The following is a 19,649-nucleotide window of genomic DNA, read 5'->3' on the forward strand; positions in this document are numbered from 1 at the left end:
CAGAATCGGTAAAATAAGAATAAAACTGTTATCTATTTGTTAACTAAAATCCCATTGCTATCATCGCCCGGTCCCAGCTTATTCTCCCATTTAGACACCACCGCAGTGGCCATAGCGTTACCAATTACGTTGGTAGCAGAACGGCCCATGTCCAGCAGATGGTCCACCCCCAGCAGCAGCAACAATCCTGCTTCCGGAATATGGAACATGGACAGGGTACCGGCTATTACCACGAGGGAAGCCCTTGGTACGCCCGCGATACCTTTACTGGTGATCATCAATACCAGCAGCATCGTGATCTGCTGATCAATACCCAGGTGCATGCCATAAGCCTGTGCAATAAACAGGCTGGCAAACGTCATATACATCATAGAGCCATCCAGATTAAAGGAATAGCCCAGGGGTAATACAAAACTTACAATACGGTTGTCGCAGCCAAATCTCTCCAGTTCAGCCATGGTACGTGGATACGCCGCTTCACTGCTGGCAGTGCCGAAAGCCAGTAACAGCGGATCTTTGATACCACCCAGCAGGCGGAACACCCGTTTGCCGAGTATCAGCCATCCTACCAATGCCAGTACGATCCATAAGCTAAACAGGCCCAGATAAAACTGGATAATAAATTTACCATACACCAGCAGAACAGAAAGCCCTTTGGTGGCGATGATAGCGGCCATTGCGCCAAATACCGCGAACGGGGCGAAGTTCATGACAAAGCCGGTCACTTTCAGCATAATATGCGCCACGCTGTCCATCAGTTTCACTACCGGCTGCGCTTTCTCACCAATGGCGGCAGCTGCCACGCCAAAGAAAATCGCAAATATCACGATCTGCAGAATTTCATTTTTAGCCATGGCTTCAATCACACTATCCGGCACCACATGGTGGAAAAACCCTCTCAGTGTCATATCTGCCTTGGCAATGCCTGTACTGGCATGCGTATCGGGCAGCGGAAGATTGAGAGACAGGCCGGGCTTCATGATATTTACCAGCACCAGACCCAGGAACAATGATACAAAGGTTGCACTGATAAACCACAGCATGGTCTTGCCTCCTACGCGGCCTACAGCCTTGATGTCGCCCATCTTGGCCACGCCTACTACCAGTGTGGAAAACACCAGCGGAGCAATAATCATTTTTACCAGTCGCAGGAAAATATCTGTCAGAATGGAAATCCTGTCAGCAAAAACCTGAGGGGCGTCGCTTTGAGCAATGGTGGCCACTCCGCCGGGTTTCACAAGCTGATCAGCAGGAACAGCATAAGCCAGCCAAACCGCATAACCAGTACTGATGCCCACCAACATGGCAATAAAAATGAACAGAGTAAGCCTATTTGATGATTTCTTCATGCAACGCCAGGATTTTTTCTTCTTTAAAAAATTTAATAATTGTTGTAACCGGAAAATTTCCCAAAAATAAGGTTCTGCCGGTACAAATAAGCGTTTCAGGGCAAAATAAAAGTATCCGATCTAGATTTTAGATATTATATTTGACGATCGACGTACAACACAACAGAACTAAACTACCTTAAAACATCAACCACAACTTTTCTTTTGTATGGGTCTTCTATTTTCCAGAACCAAGTCTTTAAATCAGCTCATGAATGAGGCGAGCGAGTCAGAGAAAGGACTGAAACGATCTTTATCCGCAACAAACCTTGTTGCGCTGGGTATAGGCGCTATCATAGGCGCAGGTCTGTTTTCCCTGACTGGTCTGGCAGCAGCCAACAATGCCGGCCCCGCCGTTACTATCTCTTTCCTCGTAGGCGCCATTGGTTGCGCTTTTGCAGGTCTTTGCTATGCCGAATTTGCCTCCATGATTCCTATTGCAGGAAGTGCTTATACCTACTCCTACGCTACCATGGGTGAATTCATGGCATGGATCATCGGATGGGACCTCGTATTGGAGTACGCACTGGGCGCGGCTACCGTAGCCATTAGCTGGTCGCAGTACCTGGTGAAATTCCTGCATCACTTTAATATTCATCTGCCTGCACAGCTGACGGCATCTCCTTTTGAAACCGTTACGCTGATGGATGGCTCTACCGTACACGGGTACATGAACTTCCCGGCTATCCTGATCGTAGGCGCACTCTCCATGCTGCTGATCCGTGGTACCCGTGAATCAGCCTTCACCAATGCCTTGCTGGTAGCCCTGAAAGTAACAGTGGTACTGGTGTTCATTGCTGTGGGCTGGAACCATGTAAACCCGGACAACTATCATCCTTATATTCCTGAAAACCAGGGCTTCGGCCACTTCGGTATTTCCGGCGTATTACGGGGTGCTGCCGTGGTGTTCTTCGCCTTCATCGGTTTCGACGCGGTATCTACTGCGGCACAGGAAGCGAAAAAGCCGCAGAAAGATATGCCTATCGGTATTCTGGGCTCACTGGTCATCTGTACCATACTGTACGTGCTGTTTGCACACGTGATGACCGGCCTCGCCAACTACAAAGAATTTAAAGACAGCGCCGCACCGGTAGCGATCGCCATTGCGAAAACACCGTACGGCTGGTTACAACAAGCCATCATCCTCGCTATCCTGGCAGGTTATACCTCTGTGATCCTGGTAATGCTCATGGGACAGTCCCGTGTGTTCTATTCCATGTCCAAAGATGGCTTGCTGCCTAAAACCTTCTCTGATGTACATCCGAAATACCGCACGCCGTATAAATCCAACCTCCTGTTCATGGTGTTTGTAAGCCTGTTCTCCGCTTTCGTGCCGGTGCACGTGGTGGGTGAGATGGTGAGCATTGGTACACTCTTCGCGTTTGTGCTGGTATGTATCGGTATCATCATTATGCGCAAAAAGCAGCCCAATGCCCCCAGACCGTTCAGAACACCGCTGGTGCCTTTTGTTCCGATCATGGGTATCATTATCTGCATCGTCATGATGGGCGCGCTGCCATGGGATACCTGGTTACGACTGGCTATCTGGATGGGCCTCGGTTTCATCATCTACTTTGCCTACAGCAAGAAAAACAGTAAGATCGGACAGCAAAACGAACAACAGAGCGTTGTTGAGAAATTGTGATCCTGTCGTCACCAACGATATTTACAGAAAACCGCCCGGCCACTTTTCCCGGGCGGTTTTCTGTTATAAAAGGGCTCCATTTTCGCGGAAAGTTCTCTAAATTTGCATCTTTATTAGCCTTTTGAGGTAAATCACCTCCAATTGTTATCATTCACAAATAATTAATTTATAACCCATTATGGGAAGGATATTTGAAGTAAGAAAGTCAACCATGTTTGCCCGCTGGGACAGGATGGCCAAAGCATTCACAAGAGTCGGTAAAGAAATCGCTATTGCAGTAAAAAATGGTGGCCCTGACCCCGACAACAACCCTGCACTGCGCCGTTGCATACTCAACGCCAAAAGCGCCAACATGCCTAAAGATCGTGTGGAAGCGGCTATCAAACGCGCGATGGGTAAAGACAAGACTGATTACGAGGAAGTAGTATACGAAGGTTACGCCCCTCATGGCGTGGCGGTGATCATCGATACTGCGACTGACAATACCACCCGTACTGTAGCCAACCTCCGTATGCACTTCACCAAAGGTGGCGGCGCGCTGGGCAACAGTGGTTCTGTAGGTTTCCTGTTCAACCGTGTAGGTGAATTCAAAGTGAAAAATGCAGGCCAGGACCTGGAAGAACTGGAGCTGGAACTGATTGATTTCGGTCTGGAAGAAATCGGAGAAGACAGTGAAGGCAACATCATTATCCGGGCTGCTTTCAATGAATTTGGCAATATGGCCAAAGCGCTGGAAGACAAAGGACTGGAAGTGACCAGCTCTGAGCTGAAACGCATTCCTACCACCACCGTGGAACTGAATGAAGAACAGGCCAAAGAAGTACTGGAACTGGTAGATCGTCTGGAACAGGATGATGACGTACAGCAGGTATTCTATAATCTGAAATAAAGGTTATTTCCATAAAAAAAGAACGTCCCGGCAAATGCCGGGACGTTTCTATTTCAGGTTTAAAAAACAATCAGGCGCTAAGCCTTCTCAATGATGTGGGTGCGGTCCATCTCGTTGATGACCAGCATAAGTCCTTTTCCGTGAAAGGTTTCTATCCGGATAGAGGGATCCATGGCAATATGCCGGCGTAAGCGACTCAGGTAAACGTCCATTACCCTTTGTGCCAGGTAACCGTCAGCTCCCCAGACACTCGCCAGGATATGCTCCCTTTTTAGTTTTTTATTAGAGTTTTCACACAGATAGCGCAGTAATTCCGCCTCCTTGGGAGCGATCCGCACGTGATTCTCTACCTCATTGTCTTTATGCCGCAGCTGAAGCTGGGAATAATCGAAAACAAGGTTACCTACTGTATAGACAATCCGCTTCTCACTTCGAAGCAGACGGCTGCGTTTAATGTAGACTTTAATACGGCTGATCAGTTCATCCGTATTGAAGGGCTTTACCAGGTAATCATCCGCCCCGATATCAAACCCCTGCAACCTGTCCTGCTCCATATAACGGGAAGAAGTAAATACGATGGGGATATTAAAATCCGTGGCCCGTATTTCTCCCGCCAGTGTAAAACCGTCTTTCCTGGGCATTACTACGTCCAGGATGCATAAATCAAAAATCGTTTCCTGGAATTTCTCCCAACCGGCCTGTCCGTCGATGGCATGCGTTACTTCAAAATTGGCACGCTCCAGCTGCCGCTTGAGCACTTTGGCAAAAAATTCATCGTCCTCTACCAATAGAATACGTGATTTCATATTTCGGTTGAATTTTGAAGGTGACCTCCTGAATTTAGCGACTTCCCCCTTCTTAAAAACGCAGTCGGTACCAGAAGGTACTGTCCCGTTTTTATATATTTTAATTCTATAAGGGTAAATTATACGTTTTCAAAATTATACTAAAACCGGTGACCATTCTGTTCAAGTTACAGGAGTTATTCAGCTTATTCATTCTTCAGACAAAAATTAATAGTTATTTATAAGAGGATTACTTAAATATACAAACACATGAAAAAAATATCAAAATAATATTTTATTGTATTTTATTGATATTATTTTGACCTTTCCCCTGGAGATATTGACGAACATTCTCTACTGCCACGCGCATCAACCGGCCACGTGCCGCCTGCGTTGCCCACGCGATATGTGGTGTAATAATAGTTCCCGGCGCCTGCACCAGCGGATGATCTGCCGCGGGCGGCTCTGTGGAAAGCACATCCAGCCCCGCTCCTGCTATCACCCCTTCTCTTAACGCCTCTGCCAGATCGGCCTCCTGAATCAGCGGCCCCCGGCTGGTATTGATCAACAATGCTGTTTTCTTCATCGTTTTCAGTAAAGATGCATTCACAAACTCCCGGTTCTCCTGATTCAGCGGGCAATGTAATGACACAATATCCGCTTCCCGGAAACAGGTGGCCTGGTCCACAAAAGTCACCCCTTCCATTTTGTCTCTTTCAGGGTGTCTATGACTGGCGATCACTTTCATTCCAAAAGCCAGTGCGATCCTCGCCACCGCCTGTCCTATCTGCCCAAACCCTACAATACCAAGCGTACGGCCTTCCAGTTCGGTCAGCGGCGTTTTCCAATAGCTGAAATCCACGCTGGAAGCCCATTCGCCGGCTCTCACACTTTCAGCATGTAAACCGGTATGGTAACACAATTCCAATATTAATGCAAAAGTAAGCTGCGCCACTGAAGCAGTACTGTAAGCGGGAACATTCGTAACAGGTATTTTCCGGGCCGTAGCGGCAGGAATATCCACCACATTATACCCTGTAGCCATTACCCCGATATATTCGAGGAAAGGCAGGTTATGGATCGTTTCCGCGCTAACGATCGCCTTATTGGTCAGCAGTATATGCGCATCTTTTGCCCGTTCCGCCACCAGATTTGCCGGCGTACGATCATAGATGGTCACCTTTCCCAAAGCCTGCAGTGGCGCCCAGTCCAGGTCACCAGGATTTAAAGCATATCCGTCCAGTACAACTATGTTTTTCATATATTTCTGTTTGTTCGTTAAATATACATGATGAATTAAATAATTATTAACTCAGCCTGCTACCGTTCTGCACTTTGAAAAAATGCCACACCTTTGCTGCGCCATAATAGCAAAATACTAAGCTTGCAATAACTGCTTGATTAAATTTAAAACAGAAGCCACCGCATATGCAGATTGGATGCATGTACGGTGGCTTCGCCAATTATAAGCAAGTTTATTTTCTATTCTTCCATCATCTCCACAACCATTTTCACTACATCTTCTGTATTAGGTTTGGAGAAATAATCGCCATCAGAGCCATAAGCCGGACGATGTGCCTGCGCTGTCAGTGTGCGCGGGGCCACATCCAGCCAACGGTAGCCGCCCTGTTGCTCCATCACCTGCTGGAACATGTAAGCAGTGGCACCTCCGGGTACGTCTTCATCTATGAAGGCGATACGGTTGGTTTTCTTCAGTGATTGCACAATGCTGTGATGAATATCAAAAGGCAGCAATGTCTGTACATCTATCAATTCACAGGAAATACCCAGTTCTTCAAGGGTCACCATCGCCTCTTCCACGATGCGGGTCATAGAACCATACGTTACCAGTGTCACGTCGCTGCCTTCTTTCAGCACTTCCGGAATACCCATTGGTACCGTGAATGTTTCGAGGTTGGATGGTAACTTTTCCTTGAGGCGGTAACCATTCAGTGATTCAATCACCAGCGCCGGCTCATTGGCCTGTAACAGCGTATTGTACATACCGGCTGCCTGTACCATGTTGCGTGGCACGCATACGTTCATGCCCCGGAGCGAGTTGATGATCATGCCCATCGGGGACCCACTATGCCAGATGCCTTCCAGCCGGTGGCCACGGGTACGCACGATGATCGGACAATGTTGTATGCCCCTGGTGCGATATTGCAGAGAGGCCACATCATCGCTCAATGGCTGCAGACCGTACAGCAGGTAATCCAGGTACTGGATTTCCGCAATAGGCCGCAGGCCACGCAGTGCCATACCGATACCCTGGCCCATGATCGTTAATTCACGTATACCCGTATCCGTTATACGCACCGGACCATGCTTCTGTTGCAATCCTGCAAAGGCCTGGTTAACGTCGCCGATTTTACCCACATCTTCTCCGAAGGCAAACACTTTCGGATTGTTGGTGATCAGCTGATCGAAATATTTATTCAGCACTTCATAACCGTTGAGCGTAGTGGCGTCATCGTTATATTCCGCCGGTACTACCGGTACATTCAGTACCGAATTAGCGCCGGTTGCGTGCAGATAGGTGTTGTAATTTTCTTTTTCTTCCTGAAGGTACTGATCGTAGTACTGCTGTAAAGCCTGTACTGCCGGATCTGTTTTCTGTTGACGGTGCCTTACCAGAATAGTGACAGCCGCTTTCAGGATGTCCCTGCGCTGTGGTTCCCGGTTAGCCTGCAACTCATGTATCTGCTGTGCTACCAGTTCAGCGTTAACGCCAGACACTGCTGTGAGCGGTGTGGCCAGTGCCACAAAACGCAGTACTTCCTGTTTGATGGGCGTAATATATTTTTCCCATGCCGCTTTACGGGCGTCCTGTGCAGTAGTTTTAGCAGCAGCTTCAATCTGCACCAGTGTTTCTTCATCACACAGCGCATTTTCCAAGATCCAGGACCTCATTTTGAGGTTACAGTCGAATTCTTTTTCCCAGGACAGGCGTTCCTTGCTTTTGTAGCGTTCGTGAGAACCGCTGGTAGAGTGGCCCTGCGGCTGCGTGATTTCTTCCACGTGGAATAATGCAGGGATATGTGTTTCCCGTATTTTGCGGATAGCCGCTTCAAATACTTCACACATACCGGCATAATCCCATCCTTTCACGTTATAAATATCAAAGCCGTTGGTGCCGTCCGCTTTGCGGAAGCCTTCCAGTGCGGCGCTGATGGAGTTTTTGGTAGTCTGGTATTTACGCGGTACGGAGATACCGTAGCCGTCATCCCATACGAAAACAGCCAGTGGCACCTGCAATACGCCTGCAGCATTCATGGTTTCCCAGAAATGCCCTTCCGACGTAGAGGCGTCACCGATAGTAGCGAAACAGATTTCGTTGCCGTTATCAGAGAGATGTTTTAGATCGTGGAGCGATTCTGCTTCCCGGAACATTTTGGAGGCATATGCCAGTCCCAGCGCACGAGGCATCTGTCCGGCAGTAGGCGCCATGTCCGTGGCGGAGTTTTTCATCTCCATCAGGTTGAGCCAGTTACCATCGCTGCCGAGGTTGGGCGTCGCAAAATGCGAGTTCATCTGCCGGCCGCTGGAGAACGGATCGTGCTGCTGATCAGGATCAGCATATAACTGCGAAAAATATTGTTCGGGGGTAGCGATACCAGTAGCAAATGCAACGGTCTGGTCGCGATAATAACCGGAGCGGAAGTCACCAGGCTTGAAATACTTTGACATCGCCACCTGTGCCACCTCTTTACCATCCCCAAAGATGCCAAACTTAGCCTTGCCCGTGAGAACTTCCCGGCGGGCCAGCAGACTAACTTCCCTGCTTTCGCAGGCCAACCTGTAGTCATTTAATACCTCCTTGCGGAATTCTTCGAATGACAACCGGCTTTCTATATTCATAGATAGTGCTTTATTTTCTATCATGCCTCTTGGTTAAAGTACAAAAGTAAGGTTAATTATACAGTTGAAAAATCGCTCGCTGCTGTGCATTTAAAATAATCTGATTTTTTTTAATAAGATTTTAATAAATTACAAGGTAACAATTACTTTTTGGCCGTAAATTTGTCCTTGGTCAAAAAGAAATTTATATTTTTTAACCAGTCGCGCTAAAACCATCATATGAAAATGAAAAAATTCATCTTGTCCCTATTCGCCAGCTTGTTGATTACTACAGCTTTGTGGGCACAGTCTCAGCCAAATGCGGCAGACACGAAAGTAAAATTTGCGAAGGAAACTGTTGATTTCGGAAAAACAGCACTGAATAAACCGGTAACTGTTGATTTTGAGTTCACGAACATTTCTAAAGAACCTATTTTGATTGAAGCTGCACGTGCGAGCTGTGGCTGTACTACACCGAAATGGACACAGGAGCCGATCCTGCCTGGTAAAAAAGGTAAGATCACTGCCAACTACAGCGCCAACGGTTTAGGCCAGCAGAACAAAACCATCTGGGTGAAGTTCAAGGGCGTGGATCAGGACAAAGAACTGCACCTGACCGGTACCGTAGCCAACAACTAGTTTTAGGTTAAAAAAAATATTTTAAAAACCTTACAGCAGCGCGCTGTAAGGTTTTTTTGTTGCCCTGCCTAACCCCTATCTTTGCAGGGCAAAAGATCAAAACAATTTTATGCCTACCATTAGCCAGAGAGGTGTGCTGATGCCACCTTCTCCCATCAGAAAACTTGTTCCCTTCGCCGAAGCAGCCAAGAAAAGAGGTGTGAAGGTATATCACCTGAACATCGGACAGCCCGACATCGAGACCCCGAAACCGGTGCTGGACGCCGTGCGTCATTCTGAGTTCAAAGTCCTGGAATACAGCCACAGCGCAGGTAACGAAAGCTACCGCCGCAAACTGGTAGAGTATTACGGACGGTTCGACGTTTCGCTGAACCACAACCAGATCATCGTCACCACCGGCGGTTCTGAAGCCATCGTCTTTGCATTTATGGCCTGCCTGGACCCGGGTGATGAAGTGATTGTACCGGAGCCATTCTACGCTAACTATAATGGTTTTGCGGTAGAAGCTGAAGTGAAGATCAAGACGATTACTGCCAATATTGAAACCGGCTTTGCGCTGCCTGCCATGGAAGCATTTGAGGCAGCTATTACGCCGCGCACCAAAGCGATCCTGATCTGTAACCCCAACAATCCTACCGGTTACCTGTACAGCAGGGAAGAAATGGAAGTACTGAAACAGCTGTGCCTGAAACACAACCTGTTCTTATTCTCTGATGAGGCTTACCGCGAATTCTGTTACGCGGGTACCCACTTCTCTGCCATGAACCTGGAAGGAATGGACGACAACGTGATCCTGATGGACACCATCTCCAAGCGTTACAGCGCCTGTGGCGGCCGTATCGGTGCTTTTGTAACCAAGAACCAGTCAGTGCTGGACGCTGCGATGAAGTTTGCGCAGGCCCGTTTGAGCCCTCCTTCCTTTGCACAGATCGCAGGTGAGGCTGCGGTAGACCTGCCGCTGGACTATTTCGATGGTATCAAAGCAGAATACCAAAGCCGTCGTGATGTGCTGGTAGAAGGTCTGAATAAGATCCCGGGCGTTTTCTGCCCTAATCCGGGTGGTGCTTTTTATGCCATGGCACGTCTGCCTATTGATGACTCCGATAAGTTCTGCCAGTGGATGCTGGAATCTTTTGAATACGAAAAACAAACGGTGATGATGTCTCCGGCGACCGGTTTTTATGCTACTCCCGGCCTGGGCAAACAGGAAGTGCGGTTAGCTTATGTGCTGAACCGTGACGACATTCGTCATGCAATAGTTTGTCTGGAGAAAGCGCTGGAAGTATATCCTGGCCGTACCGACAAATAATTCAATGAAAAAACCAGGAGCAGAAAAGAAGAATAGAGAACTAAAAACACATTATATAAAATTATATATTTTGTTTTTCGTCTCAATTCATCATTTTTTAACATTCACCTCTTGTTTTTTTCATCTTTTCTTTTGTATATTTGATGTAGAAACAACAAAAAACACAAAAATAAACACAAATAAAAATATTTACATATACGATAGATTGCAAAATCTAAACTTGTTTAAGAAAAATTTAACCTGGAGAATTTCAACAAACGTTTTTTTGGAGCGAACTTTGGATCACTTTACAGAAAGAGAATTATCAGCAATCTGTAAAAAGTATAAAGCTTACTAAAACGTTTTAGCAAAATATCGTATTTTTGTATCAGTTTTTCATAACGTGGAATTTATAAAGGCAAACGGCTCTGATCACAGAGCCGTATTTTTTTGTCCTTATATGCCGGTTTTCAGCCTGAAACTGCCGAAAATCTCCTTTTTAGTCTTGTTTGCTAAAATTTTCACCACCCCGATTCAACATTACACACCTTTTTTTTATAATATTGTTATGTAATAAAACGGCGGAAAAGCTAATGCCTCGTTGCATAGTATTTTCGTTTGTTTTCATAACGTGGAATTTTAAAATGCAACGGTCCCGATTCCTCGGGACCGTCTCAGTTATATTGCAGTCTTGTTAACCTGTCTTATTTCTTATTCGCTTTGATCATTTCGAAGAAATCATCGAACAGATAGCGGGAATCGAACGGACCAGGAGTGCTTTCCGGGTGATATTGCACGGAGAAAGCCGGTTTGTTCTTGATACGGATACCTTCTACGGTATTATCGTTCAGGTTGATGTGTGTTACTTCTACCTGCTCGCTGGCTGCTACCGCCGTGGCATCTACTGCAAAACCGTGGTTCTGGGTGGTAATTTCACACAGACCGGTTTTCAGGTTTTTAACCGGGTGGTTCAGGCCGCGGTGCCCGTGGTGCATTTTGTAAGTCGGGATATCATTGGCCAGTGCCAGCAGCTGGTGGCCAAGACAGATGCCGAACATCGGTCTTTCAGCAGCCAGGATTTGTTTTACCGTATCCACTGCATATTTCAGGGGAGCCGGATCGCCGGGGCCGTTGGAAATGAAGTAAGCATGTGGTTTAAATTCTTCACACACTTCAAATTTGGTGTCCGTTGGGAATACTTTCAGGTACGCGCCTTTGTCGGACAGGCATTTCAGCATGTTTCTTTTCACACCGTTGTCCATTACCGCAATACGGATCTCCGCTTCCGGATCACCGACATAATAAGGCTCAGCGGTAGTCACCTCCTGGCAGAGTGCCAGTCCCTCCATAGAAGGAACCTGCGCCAGCTGTGTTTTCAGCTGCTCCACATCGAGGGTTTCGGAGGAGATGATGCAGTTCATAGCACCTTTGCTGCGGATATGGGACACCAGCGCGCGGGTATCTACATCATAAATGGCGACCAGGTTATTATCGGTCAGGAACTTTTCCAGCGATTCGTCTGCCATCTTTCTGGAATAGTTGTACGCGATATTTTTCGCAATCAGACCACTTATCTTCACACTGCCGCTTTCTACGTCATCTTTACGGGTGCCGTAGTTGCCGATGTAGCAGTTGTTCATGATAAGTACCTGTCCTTTGTAAGAAGGGTCTGTAAACACTTCCTGGTAACCCGTCATACCGGTATTGAAAGCTAATTCACCGGCGGCAGTGCCAATTTTCCCAAAAGCTTTTCCCTGAAAAACCGTACCGTCGTCGAGCAACAGTATGGCAGGCTGGATGGTTCTTGTCTGAGGCATTTCTGGTATCTGTTCTTGTTTTATATTTTAAAAAAAACCTTCAAGGGTTAGTACGCCCTGAAGGTTCGGATAAAAAACCGTGCAAAGTTATGAAATGCAAGGTTTAATTACAGATTTTTTTTGCCTTTCGCCCCGGTTATTTAATTTTTACTGACTTGAGCACGCGCTGGGCCACTTGCGGACCGATGGGGTCGTCATCCCGATAGTGAATTTGTATCTCCCAGCGGTTGGCTCCTTTTACCACCACCAGGTGCTGGAATGCCAGGCGGATACCGCCTTTATACAGGTAATTACCTTCTTCTAGCTGGCCCTGCATGCCGGAAATCAACACCGGGATGGTTTTAGAATGGATATCAGACTGGTCATCCTGCTCCATTGCATGGCGACTGTCGGCTTTAGCATTTTCGAGGGTATTGGCCACGTTCTCAAAATAGCTGTACATATTCACGGTGATCCGGATACCGCCCCCCTCCTCGTTCCGATAGCTTTTGGCATATTCCGTCGCCTTAGCGATTTCCGGGTCCAGCGGCTGGTCATGTATCCACAGCTTCACCGGGGTGCTGATTTCCAGTGCCTGGCGACCAATGGTGGCTGTTTGCCAACCGGAGTAGAGATAAGATTTGGGTACTTTGGCATACAGCAGTGTAAATACTGCCCTTTTGCCGAAGAGGGTGCCGGCCGTGGCCAGCAGTACCAATACCAGTGAAAAAAACACGATAACCTTCCCTTTATTGGCCGGTTGCAATTGTCTTTTGAACCAGGAGGAGGTCCGGTTGGGCTTTTTTTCTTTTATGGAGATGCCCACCGTGTGTTGATATTCTGAAAAAGATCCCATTGGGTGGACTTTTCGCCAGTCGGAGAACGTATTGGGCAGCTTTTTGCCACATTGGTCACAGAAAGTGAGGTATTCGGATTTCAGGGGATTAGCATGCGAGCAGCTCCCGCAAAGCAGGTATTTCATAGGCAAAGATTAGGTGTTGATTATTCCCCGCAGGGAAACACACCATAATATTACAAAATAAATATATTTATTTAGCCATAAAAAAAGGACAAAGCGGGGCTTTGTCCTTTTATGTATCGTAAAGTACGATTACTCAGCTGATTTCTCTTCAGTGGTATCGGCAGCTTTTTCTGCAGCAGGAGCAGCAGCGTCAGCTTTCTTCTTCGCACCACCGGCACGACGGGTTTTCTTAGCAGCAGCTTTTTCTGTCGGAGCACCGTAGATTTCGTTGAAATCAACCAGCTCGATCAGGGCAACTTCTGCGTTATCCCCATGACGTTTACCCAGCTTAATGATACGGGTGTAACCACCAGGACGGGTCGCTATTTTTTCACTGATCGCACCGAACAGTTCTTTGATAGCTTCTTTGTCCTGCAGGTAGCTGAACACGATTCTACGGTTGTGGGTAGTATCGTTTTTGCCTCTTGTGAGCAACGGTTCAACGTAAACACGCAGTGCTTTCGCTTTTGCGAGGGTAGTGGTGATACGTTTGTGGCTGATCAGTTCGCAAGCCAGGTTAGACATCAGGCTTTTGCGGTGGGCAGCAGTTCTGCTTAATTTGTTTAATTTAACTCCGTGACGCATGACATTTGTTGTTTTACCCCTTACACCGTGTCAGGAATTGTAAGGTACTTTTTATAAAAGGATGTACGATTTAGGGATTTTTTGATTTATGGTTTTGGCTGGTTTTCGCCAATTCCAAAATCGTACATCAAAAAATCCCCAAATGATTTTATTCTTCTTCGAGTTTCAGTTTGGACAGGTCCATACCGAAGTGCAGGCCTCTTTCGCCGAGCACTTGTTCGATTTCGCTGAGGGATTTCTGGCCGAAGTTTCTGAACTTCATCAGTTCTTCCTGTTCGTATTGTACCAGTTCGCTCAGAGAGTTGATTTTCGCTGCTTTCAGACAGTTGAATGCACGCACGCTCAGATCGAGATCTTCCAGTGGTGTTTTCAGGATCTTACGCAGTTGCAGTGTTTGTTCGTCCACTACATCTTCTTTTTCAGCGTCTTTGGTATCAAAGCTGATGTTTTCATCGGTGATGATCATCAGGTGCTGAATGAGGATGCGGGAAGCCTGTTTTACTGCTTCTTCCGGATGGATGGTACCGTCTGTGACAACTTCCATGATGAGTTTTTCATAGTCGGTTTTTTGTTCCACACGGGTATTTTCTATGCTGTACTTTACGTTTTTGATGGGCGTAAAGATAGAGTCGATAGCGATGTAGCCGAATACTGCATCTTTGGGTTTATTTTCCTCTGCTGGCACGTAACCGCGGCCTTTGCCGATAGTCAGTTCGATATCCAGTTTGGCAGAAGGGTCCAGGGTGCAGATCAGCAGTTCCGGGTTCATGATCTGGAAAGCGCTGGTGGCTTTTTCGATCATATCGGCACGGAATTCTGTTTTGCCTTTGATGGACAGGGTGATCTTTTCGTTCGTTACGTCGTTTTCAGCGATCTTCTTGAAACGAACCTGTTTCAGGTTCAGGATGATCTCTGTAACGTCTTCGGTAACACCTCTGAGTGTAGCGAATTCGTGATCGGCGCCTTCAATTTTTATACCCACAATGGCATAGCCCTCCAAAGAAGACAACAGTACGCGACGCAACGCATTACCGATAGTCACAGCATAACCTGGTTCTAATGGACGGAATTCGAATTGAGCTTCAAAGTCGGTAGACTTCTGCAATACGATCTTATCAGGTTTCTGGAAATTTAAAATTGCCATTGATATGATAGATTTATTAGTTTAAATATGAAGTTAGTCCATGGCAATAGCCATGGACTAATATTTATTACTTAGAGTACAATTCTACAATCAGTTGTTCCTTGATGTTTTCAGGAACGCTCTCTCTCTCAGGATAAGCAATGAATACGCCTTTCATTTCTTTTTCGTTCCAATCCAGCCAGCTGAATTTAGGATTCTTTCCACGAATAACGCTGGTCAGAGCGGTATTGTTGGCAGTTTTGTTTTTCAGGCTGATAACGTCACCTGGTTTCAGTTGGAAAGAAGGTGTGTTCACCACGATACCGTTAACGGTGATGTGTTTGTGGGATACCAGCTGACGGGCAGCAGGACGGGAAGGAGCGATACCCAGACGGAAAACGGTGTTGTCCAGACGTGCTTCCAGCAGTTTAATCAATACTTCACCGGCAACGCCCTTTCTGCGGGTAGCTTCATCGAACAGGTTGCGGAATTGTTTTTCCAGCAGGCCATAAGTGTATTTGGCTTTCTGTTTTTCTCTCAGCTGCAGTGCGTATTCGCCCAGTTGTTTACGTTTGCGGTTAGCACCGTGCTGACCCGGAGGGTTACTGTTTTTACCTAAGTATTTACCATTACCTAAGATAGGTTCGCCAAAAATTCTGGAAATTTTGGTCTTTGGGCCTGTATACCTTGCCATGATTTAAATATAAGTTAGATTTTTTAGTTAATGATGTATGCTCTTCAAAAAATCTGAAAACCTGATCATACACCCAATTATAAATATAAATTACAAAGTCCAGATACCCAACTTCTGCTGAAGTCCGGTATCTGGAATCTGTTATGATAGCTGACTATACTCTTCTTTTCTTGGGAGGACGGCAACCGTTGTGCGGTAAAGGCGTAACGTCTTTAATCATGCTCACTTCGATACCGGAGTTAGCGATAGCACGGATAGCGCTCTCACGACCTGCTCCTGGGCCTTTTACAAATACATCTGCTCTTTTCAGACCGGCGTCCATAGCAACTTTAGCAGCATCTTGTGCAGCCAGCTGAGCGGCGTACGGAGTGTTCTTTTTAGAACCTCTGAAGCCCATTTTACCAGCAGAAGACCAGGAAATAACCTGACCATGCTTGTTGGTGATGCTCACAATAATGTTATTGAAGCTGGCGGAGATGTGTACGTCTCCGTAGTTGTCTACTTTTACTACCCTTTTTTTACTAGCAGCAGTTTTTGTATTATTTGCTTTTGCCATAATGATTTAAATTCCAAATATGAAATTCCAGATCCCAAATCTTCCGATCCTGTTGACATCGAAACCAAACCCCTCGTTTGGGAATTTGGGATTCCAACCTGGGATTATTTATTATTTCTTAGTTGCTTTTTTCTTACCAGCCACTGTCTTACGTTTACCTTTGCGGGTACGGCTGTTGGTACGTGTACGCTGACCTCTTACCGGTAAGCCTTTCCTGTGACGCAGACCACGGTAGCAAGCGATATCCAGCAGACGCTTGATATTCATTTGTACTTCAGAACGCAGTTGACCCTCTACCTTAAACTCGCCGTTGATAATGTTACGGATGGCAGCTTGTTCATCGTCATTCCAATCCTTCACTTTCTTGTTTACATCAATTTCCGCCTTGTTCAGGATATATTGGGCGGTAGAACGGCCTATACCAAAAATATAGGTGAGGCCAATTTCTCCTCTTTTATTTTTAGGAAGATCTATACCGGCTATACGTGCCATATTTATATTTTAGATTTTATGATTCTGATTAAAAAATCAAATTCCGTGGGGGAACAGATTATCCCTGACGTTGTTTGAAACGAGGGTTCTTTTTGTTGATCACCAACAGAACACCTTTTCTACGAACTATTTTACAATCCGCACTTCTTTTTTTGATTGCAGCTCTTACCTTCATGATGATTATTTTATAAAAGGTTATATTATTTGTTAATTTATCTGCCTTAATGCACGAATCCGGGTCCCGCCTATTTGTATCTGAAAATTATACGGCCCCTTGACAAATCGTATGGGCTCATCTCCACTCCCACCTTATCTCCTGGCAGAATGCGTATGTAGTGCATTCTCATTTTTCCAGAAATGGTGGCCAGGATCTCGTGCCCATTTTCCAGTTTTACACGGAACATAGCGTTTGACAAGGCTTCTAATATAATTCCATCCTGTTTAATGAGTGCCTGTTTTGCCATAAAAATTTTTAGGACTGCAAAGATAGCATTTATCTTTTGAAATAGAAAAATTTCCCTTAATTATTATTAATATTGCCGATCCGGTCATTAATGCCTGTCTGTCGCTATATAAAACCCCTTCACTACTAATCAAATACACTAACAGATATTAGTAATTTGTATTCAGCTCCGGGTTGTTTTTCTCCGCTTTTTCGATTTCTGTGAAGGAAGACAAGATATCGGGCTTGCCTTTTCCTACCGCTACGGTGTGTTCAAAGTGAACAGACGGACTTCTGTCGCGGGTAACCACGGTCCAGCCGTCTTCCAGGTATTCCACGTCCTTGGTACGGAGGTTGATCATCGGTTCGATGGCGATGACCAGTCCTTCTTTGATCACCGGACCGCTACCGCGTTTGCCATAGTTAGGCACCTGCGGATCTTCATGGAGATGGCGTCCCAAGCCATGCCCTACCAGTTCCCTTACTACGCCGTAACCGCGTTCTTTTTCGGTATATTCCTGAATGGCATAGGAGATATCCCCGATACGGTTGCCGATAACGGCTTTTTCAATGCCTTTATAGAGAGAAGCTTTGGTAGCAGCCATGAGGCGGCGCACATTCTCCGGCACGTTACCGATAGCGAAAGTATAGGCGCTGTCAGCATGGAAACCGTTCATATACACGCCTACGTCCACCGTGAGGATATCACCGTCTTTCAGCACATGTTTGTTGGGAATACCATGCACCACTGCCTCGTTCACCGAAATGCAGCAGGCGTTGGGGAAACCTTTATAGTTTTTAAACGAAGGCACGGCTCCGTTTTCCACGATAAATTTATCCGCCACCGCGTCCACGTCGAGTGTCGTCATCCCTGGTTTGAGGGCTTTCGCCACTTCTGCCAGGGCAGCGCTGAGGAGGAGGGCACTTTTACGGATCAGCTCTATTTCTTCCTTCGTCTTATAGTGAATCATCTTTCGTAAACTTTTAGCGGTCCAGCCCTTTTAAGGGGGCGTTTGACGGCCTTAACAAAATATAATAGCCACCAAAGCGTAAAAGCTCTTGTGGCTATTTTATTGCGTTTGTCGCGTCAGGCGCCGGAGCGCACCGGGCGAACAATCATTTTAAGCATTAGCCGGGGCAGTTCTGCCCTTGATGCGGCCGGTGCTCATGAGGCCATCGTAGTGGCGCATCAGGAGCTGGCTTTCGATCTGTTGTAGCGTATCCAGGATAACCCCTACCATGATGAGGAGGGACGTACCACCGAAGAAGGTGGCGAAGTTGCTGTTGATCTTGAAGGCAGCTGCCAGACCAGGCATAATACCCACGAGTGCCAGGAAAAATGCTCCCGGGAGGGTAATGCGGTCCATTACAGCACCGATGTAATCAGCAGTCGCTTTACCGGGTTTAACACCGGGAACGAAGCCATTGTTGCGTTTCATTTCATCCGCCATCTGAGTGGGGTTGAAGATCAGCGCAGTATAGAAATAAGTAAATACAATCACGAGAACAGCGTAGATCAGGTTGTACCAGCCATTAGTGTGGTCACTGAAGATACGAACGAAACCGGAAGCGCTTTCAGAGCTGGTAGCGAAACCGATGGCCGTAGCAGGGATGAACATAATAGCCTGGGCAAAGATGATCGGCATTACACCGGCAGCATTCACCTTGAGGGGAATGAACTGGCGAACCCCGCCGTATTGTTTGTTGCCCACAATACGTTTTGCGTAGTTAACAGGAATTTTCCGGGTACCCTGAACGAGCAGGATAAGGCCCACGGTGATCATGATAAACACCGCGATTTCGATCAGGAAGAGGATCGGACCGCCGGAGCCGGCCACTTTAGAGGAGAATTCCCCGATCAGGGCTTGTGGGAGGCGGGCGAGGATGCCCATCATGATGATAATGGAAGTACCGTTACCAATACCTTTATCTGTGATCTTTTCACCGAGCCACATCACGAACAGGGTACCTGCTGTGAGGACGATAGTGGTAGAGAGCCAGAAGAAGAAGGTTCCGTATTCTGGAATAATAGCGCCACCTGACTGATTACGGAGATAAGCTACGTAAGCACTTGCCTGGAATCCGGTTACCACCACCGTAAGTATACGGGTATACTGGTTGATTTTTTTGCGGCCGCTTTCACCTTCCTTCTGTAATTTCTGGAAATAAGGTACTGCTATGGTCAGCAACTGAATAGCAATGGAGGCGGAGATGTAGGGCATGATACCCAACGCAAAAATGGAGGCCCTTGAAAACGATCCGCCGGCAAACATGTTTACCAGCCCCAGAATGCCCTGGTTAGAATTTTTTTCAAAGTTGCTGAGCGCGTTTGCATCAATACCGGGCAAGGCTATATAGGATCCAACACGGTAAATGAGGACCAGGAGCAGGGTAGTTAAGATGCGATTACGCAGGTCCTCGATACTCCAGATATTCTTAATCGTTTCGATAAATTTCTTCACAGGA

19 protein-coding genes are annotated in these 19,649 nt (G+C 46.6%); 4 read left to right on the forward strand and 15 right to left on the reverse strand.

Features of this window, described 5'->3' with window-relative positions:
* Window positions 1–32: 32 nt before the first annotated feature.
* Complete coding sequence (locus tag ICL55_RS18810) at window positions 33–1,349, reverse strand: dicarboxylate/amino acid:cation symporter (protein WP_188100044.1); 1,317 nt, start codon at window positions 1,347–1,349, stop codon at window positions 33–35.
* Between the two features lie 250 nt (window positions 1,350–1,599).
* Between ICL55_RS18810 and ICL55_RS18815 the strand changes: the two genes are divergently transcribed.
* Together ICL55_RS18815 and ICL55_RS18820 are read left to right on the forward strand one after the other, a co-directional pair.
* A complete protein-coding gene (locus tag ICL55_RS18815) occupies window positions 1,600–3,033 on the forward strand; it encodes an amino acid permease (RefSeq protein ID WP_223151500.1) in 1,434 nt (477 codons plus the stop codon).
* Window positions 3,034–3,211: 178 nt separating this feature from the next.
* Window positions 3,212–3,922, forward strand: a complete 711-nt coding sequence (locus tag ICL55_RS18820) for a YebC/PmpR family DNA-binding transcriptional regulator (protein WP_188100049.1) — start codon at window positions 3,212–3,214, stop codon at window positions 3,920–3,922.
* A 77-nt stretch (window positions 3,923–3,999) separates the two neighbouring features.
* Here the strand turns inward: ICL55_RS18820 and ICL55_RS18825 are convergent, their stop codons facing one another.
* The 3 genes from ICL55_RS18825 to ICL55_RS18835 all read right to left on the reverse strand — a co-directional run bounded on the left by ICL55_RS18825 (window position 4,000) and on the right by ICL55_RS18835 (window position 8,568).
* Window positions 4,000–4,728: a response regulator transcription factor gene (locus tag ICL55_RS18825; RefSeq protein ID WP_168871767.1), complete on the reverse strand. Its 729-nt coding sequence runs from the start codon at window positions 4,726–4,728 to the stop codon at window positions 4,000–4,002.
* Window positions 4,729–5,002: 274 nt separating this feature from the next.
* The gene (locus ICL55_RS18830; protein ID WP_188100051.1) at window positions 5,003–5,968 is read right to left on the reverse strand and encodes a D-2-hydroxyacid dehydrogenase; all 966 of its coding nucleotides are present in this window, start codon (window positions 5,966–5,968) and stop codon (window positions 5,003–5,005) included.
* Between the two features lie 221 nt (window positions 5,969–6,189).
* Window positions 6,190–8,568 carry an alpha-ketoacid dehydrogenase subunit alpha/beta gene (locus tag ICL55_RS18835; protein WP_246496432.1) on the reverse strand — a complete coding sequence of 793 codons (2,379 nt, stop codon included), beginning with the start codon at window positions 8,566–8,568 and terminating at the stop codon, window positions 6,190–6,192.
* Between the two features lie 225 nt (window positions 8,569–8,793).
* Here ICL55_RS18835 and ICL55_RS18840 point away from each other — a divergent pair, with 225 nt between their 5' ends.
* Window positions 8,794–9,186, forward strand: coding sequence for a DUF1573 domain-containing protein (locus ICL55_RS18840; RefSeq protein WP_188100055.1), 393 nt, complete (start codon window positions 8,794–8,796; stop codon window positions 9,184–9,186).
* Window positions 9,187–9,295: 109 nt separating this feature from the next.
* Window positions 9,296–10,495, forward strand: a complete 1,200-nt coding sequence (locus tag ICL55_RS18845) for a pyridoxal phosphate-dependent aminotransferase (protein WP_188100058.1) — start codon at window positions 9,296–9,298, stop codon at window positions 10,493–10,495.
* A 683-nt stretch (window positions 10,496–11,178) separates the two neighbouring features.
* Here the strand turns inward: ICL55_RS18845 and carA are convergent.
* The 11 genes from carA to secY form a co-directional block, all read right to left on the reverse strand.
* Window positions 11,179–12,291 carry a glutamine-hydrolyzing carbamoyl-phosphate synthase small subunit gene (gene carA / locus ICL55_RS18850; RefSeq protein WP_188100060.1) on the reverse strand — a complete coding sequence of 371 codons (1,113 nt, stop codon included), beginning with the start codon at window positions 12,289–12,291 and terminating at the stop codon, window positions 11,179–11,181.
* Window positions 12,292–12,427: 136 nt separating this feature from the next.
* Window positions 12,428–13,252, reverse strand: a complete 825-nt coding sequence (locus ICL55_RS18855; RefSeq protein WP_188100063.1) for a hypothetical protein — start codon at window positions 13,250–13,252, stop codon at window positions 12,428–12,430.
* Between the two features lie 129 nt (window positions 13,253–13,381).
* Window positions 13,382–13,876 (reverse strand): 50S ribosomal protein L17, encoded by a 495-nt coding sequence (gene rplQ / locus ICL55_RS18860; protein WP_188100066.1) that lies wholly within the window; start codon window positions 13,874–13,876, stop codon window positions 13,382–13,384.
* 148 nt (window positions 13,877–14,024) lie between these two features.
* Window positions 14,025–15,020: a DNA-directed RNA polymerase subunit alpha gene (locus ICL55_RS18865; protein WP_168871759.1), complete on the reverse strand. Its 996-nt coding sequence runs from the start codon at window positions 15,018–15,020 to the stop codon at window positions 14,025–14,027.
* Between the two features lie 67 nt (window positions 15,021–15,087).
* A complete protein-coding gene (gene rpsD, locus ICL55_RS18870) occupies window positions 15,088–15,693 on the reverse strand; it encodes a 30S ribosomal protein S4 (protein WP_078666998.1) in 606 nt (201 codons plus the stop codon).
* Between the two features lie 154 nt (window positions 15,694–15,847).
* Window positions 15,848–16,249, reverse strand: a complete 402-nt coding sequence (rpsK, locus tag ICL55_RS18875; RefSeq protein WP_078666997.1) for a 30S ribosomal protein S11 — start codon at window positions 16,247–16,249, stop codon at window positions 15,848–15,850.
* Between the two features lie 111 nt (window positions 16,250–16,360).
* Window positions 16,361–16,741 (reverse strand): 30S ribosomal protein S13, encoded by a 381-nt coding sequence (rpsM, locus tag ICL55_RS18880; protein WP_073083235.1) that lies wholly within the window; start codon window positions 16,739–16,741, stop codon window positions 16,361–16,363.
* A 58-nt stretch (window positions 16,742–16,799) separates the two neighbouring features.
* On the reverse strand, window positions 16,800–16,916 hold the full coding sequence (rpmJ, locus tag ICL55_RS18885; RefSeq protein ID WP_073083232.1) for a 50S ribosomal protein L36: 117 nt from the start codon (window positions 16,914–16,916) through the stop codon (window positions 16,800–16,802).
* Between the two features lie 70 nt (window positions 16,917–16,986).
* Window positions 16,987–17,205, reverse strand: coding sequence for a translation initiation factor IF-1 (infA, locus tag ICL55_RS18890; protein WP_012789309.1), 219 nt, complete (start codon window positions 17,203–17,205; stop codon window positions 16,987–16,989).
* 148 nt (window positions 17,206–17,353) lie between these two features.
* Window positions 17,354–18,154 carry a type I methionyl aminopeptidase gene (gene map / locus ICL55_RS18895; protein ID WP_168871758.1) on the reverse strand — a complete coding sequence of 267 codons (801 nt, stop codon included), beginning with the start codon at window positions 18,152–18,154 and terminating at the stop codon, window positions 17,354–17,356.
* A 150-nt stretch (window positions 18,155–18,304) separates the two neighbouring features.
* Entirely contained in the window at window positions 18,305–19,645 is a 1,341-nt protein-coding gene (gene secY, locus ICL55_RS18900; protein WP_168871757.1) for a preprotein translocase subunit SecY, read from the reverse strand.
* Between the last annotated feature and the right edge of the window lie 4 nt (window positions 19,646–19,649).

The sequence above is a fragment of the Chitinophaga varians genome, assembly GCF_014529945.1.
Classification (GTDB): domain Bacteria; phylum Bacteroidota; class Bacteroidia; order Chitinophagales; family Chitinophagaceae; genus Chitinophaga; species Chitinophaga varians.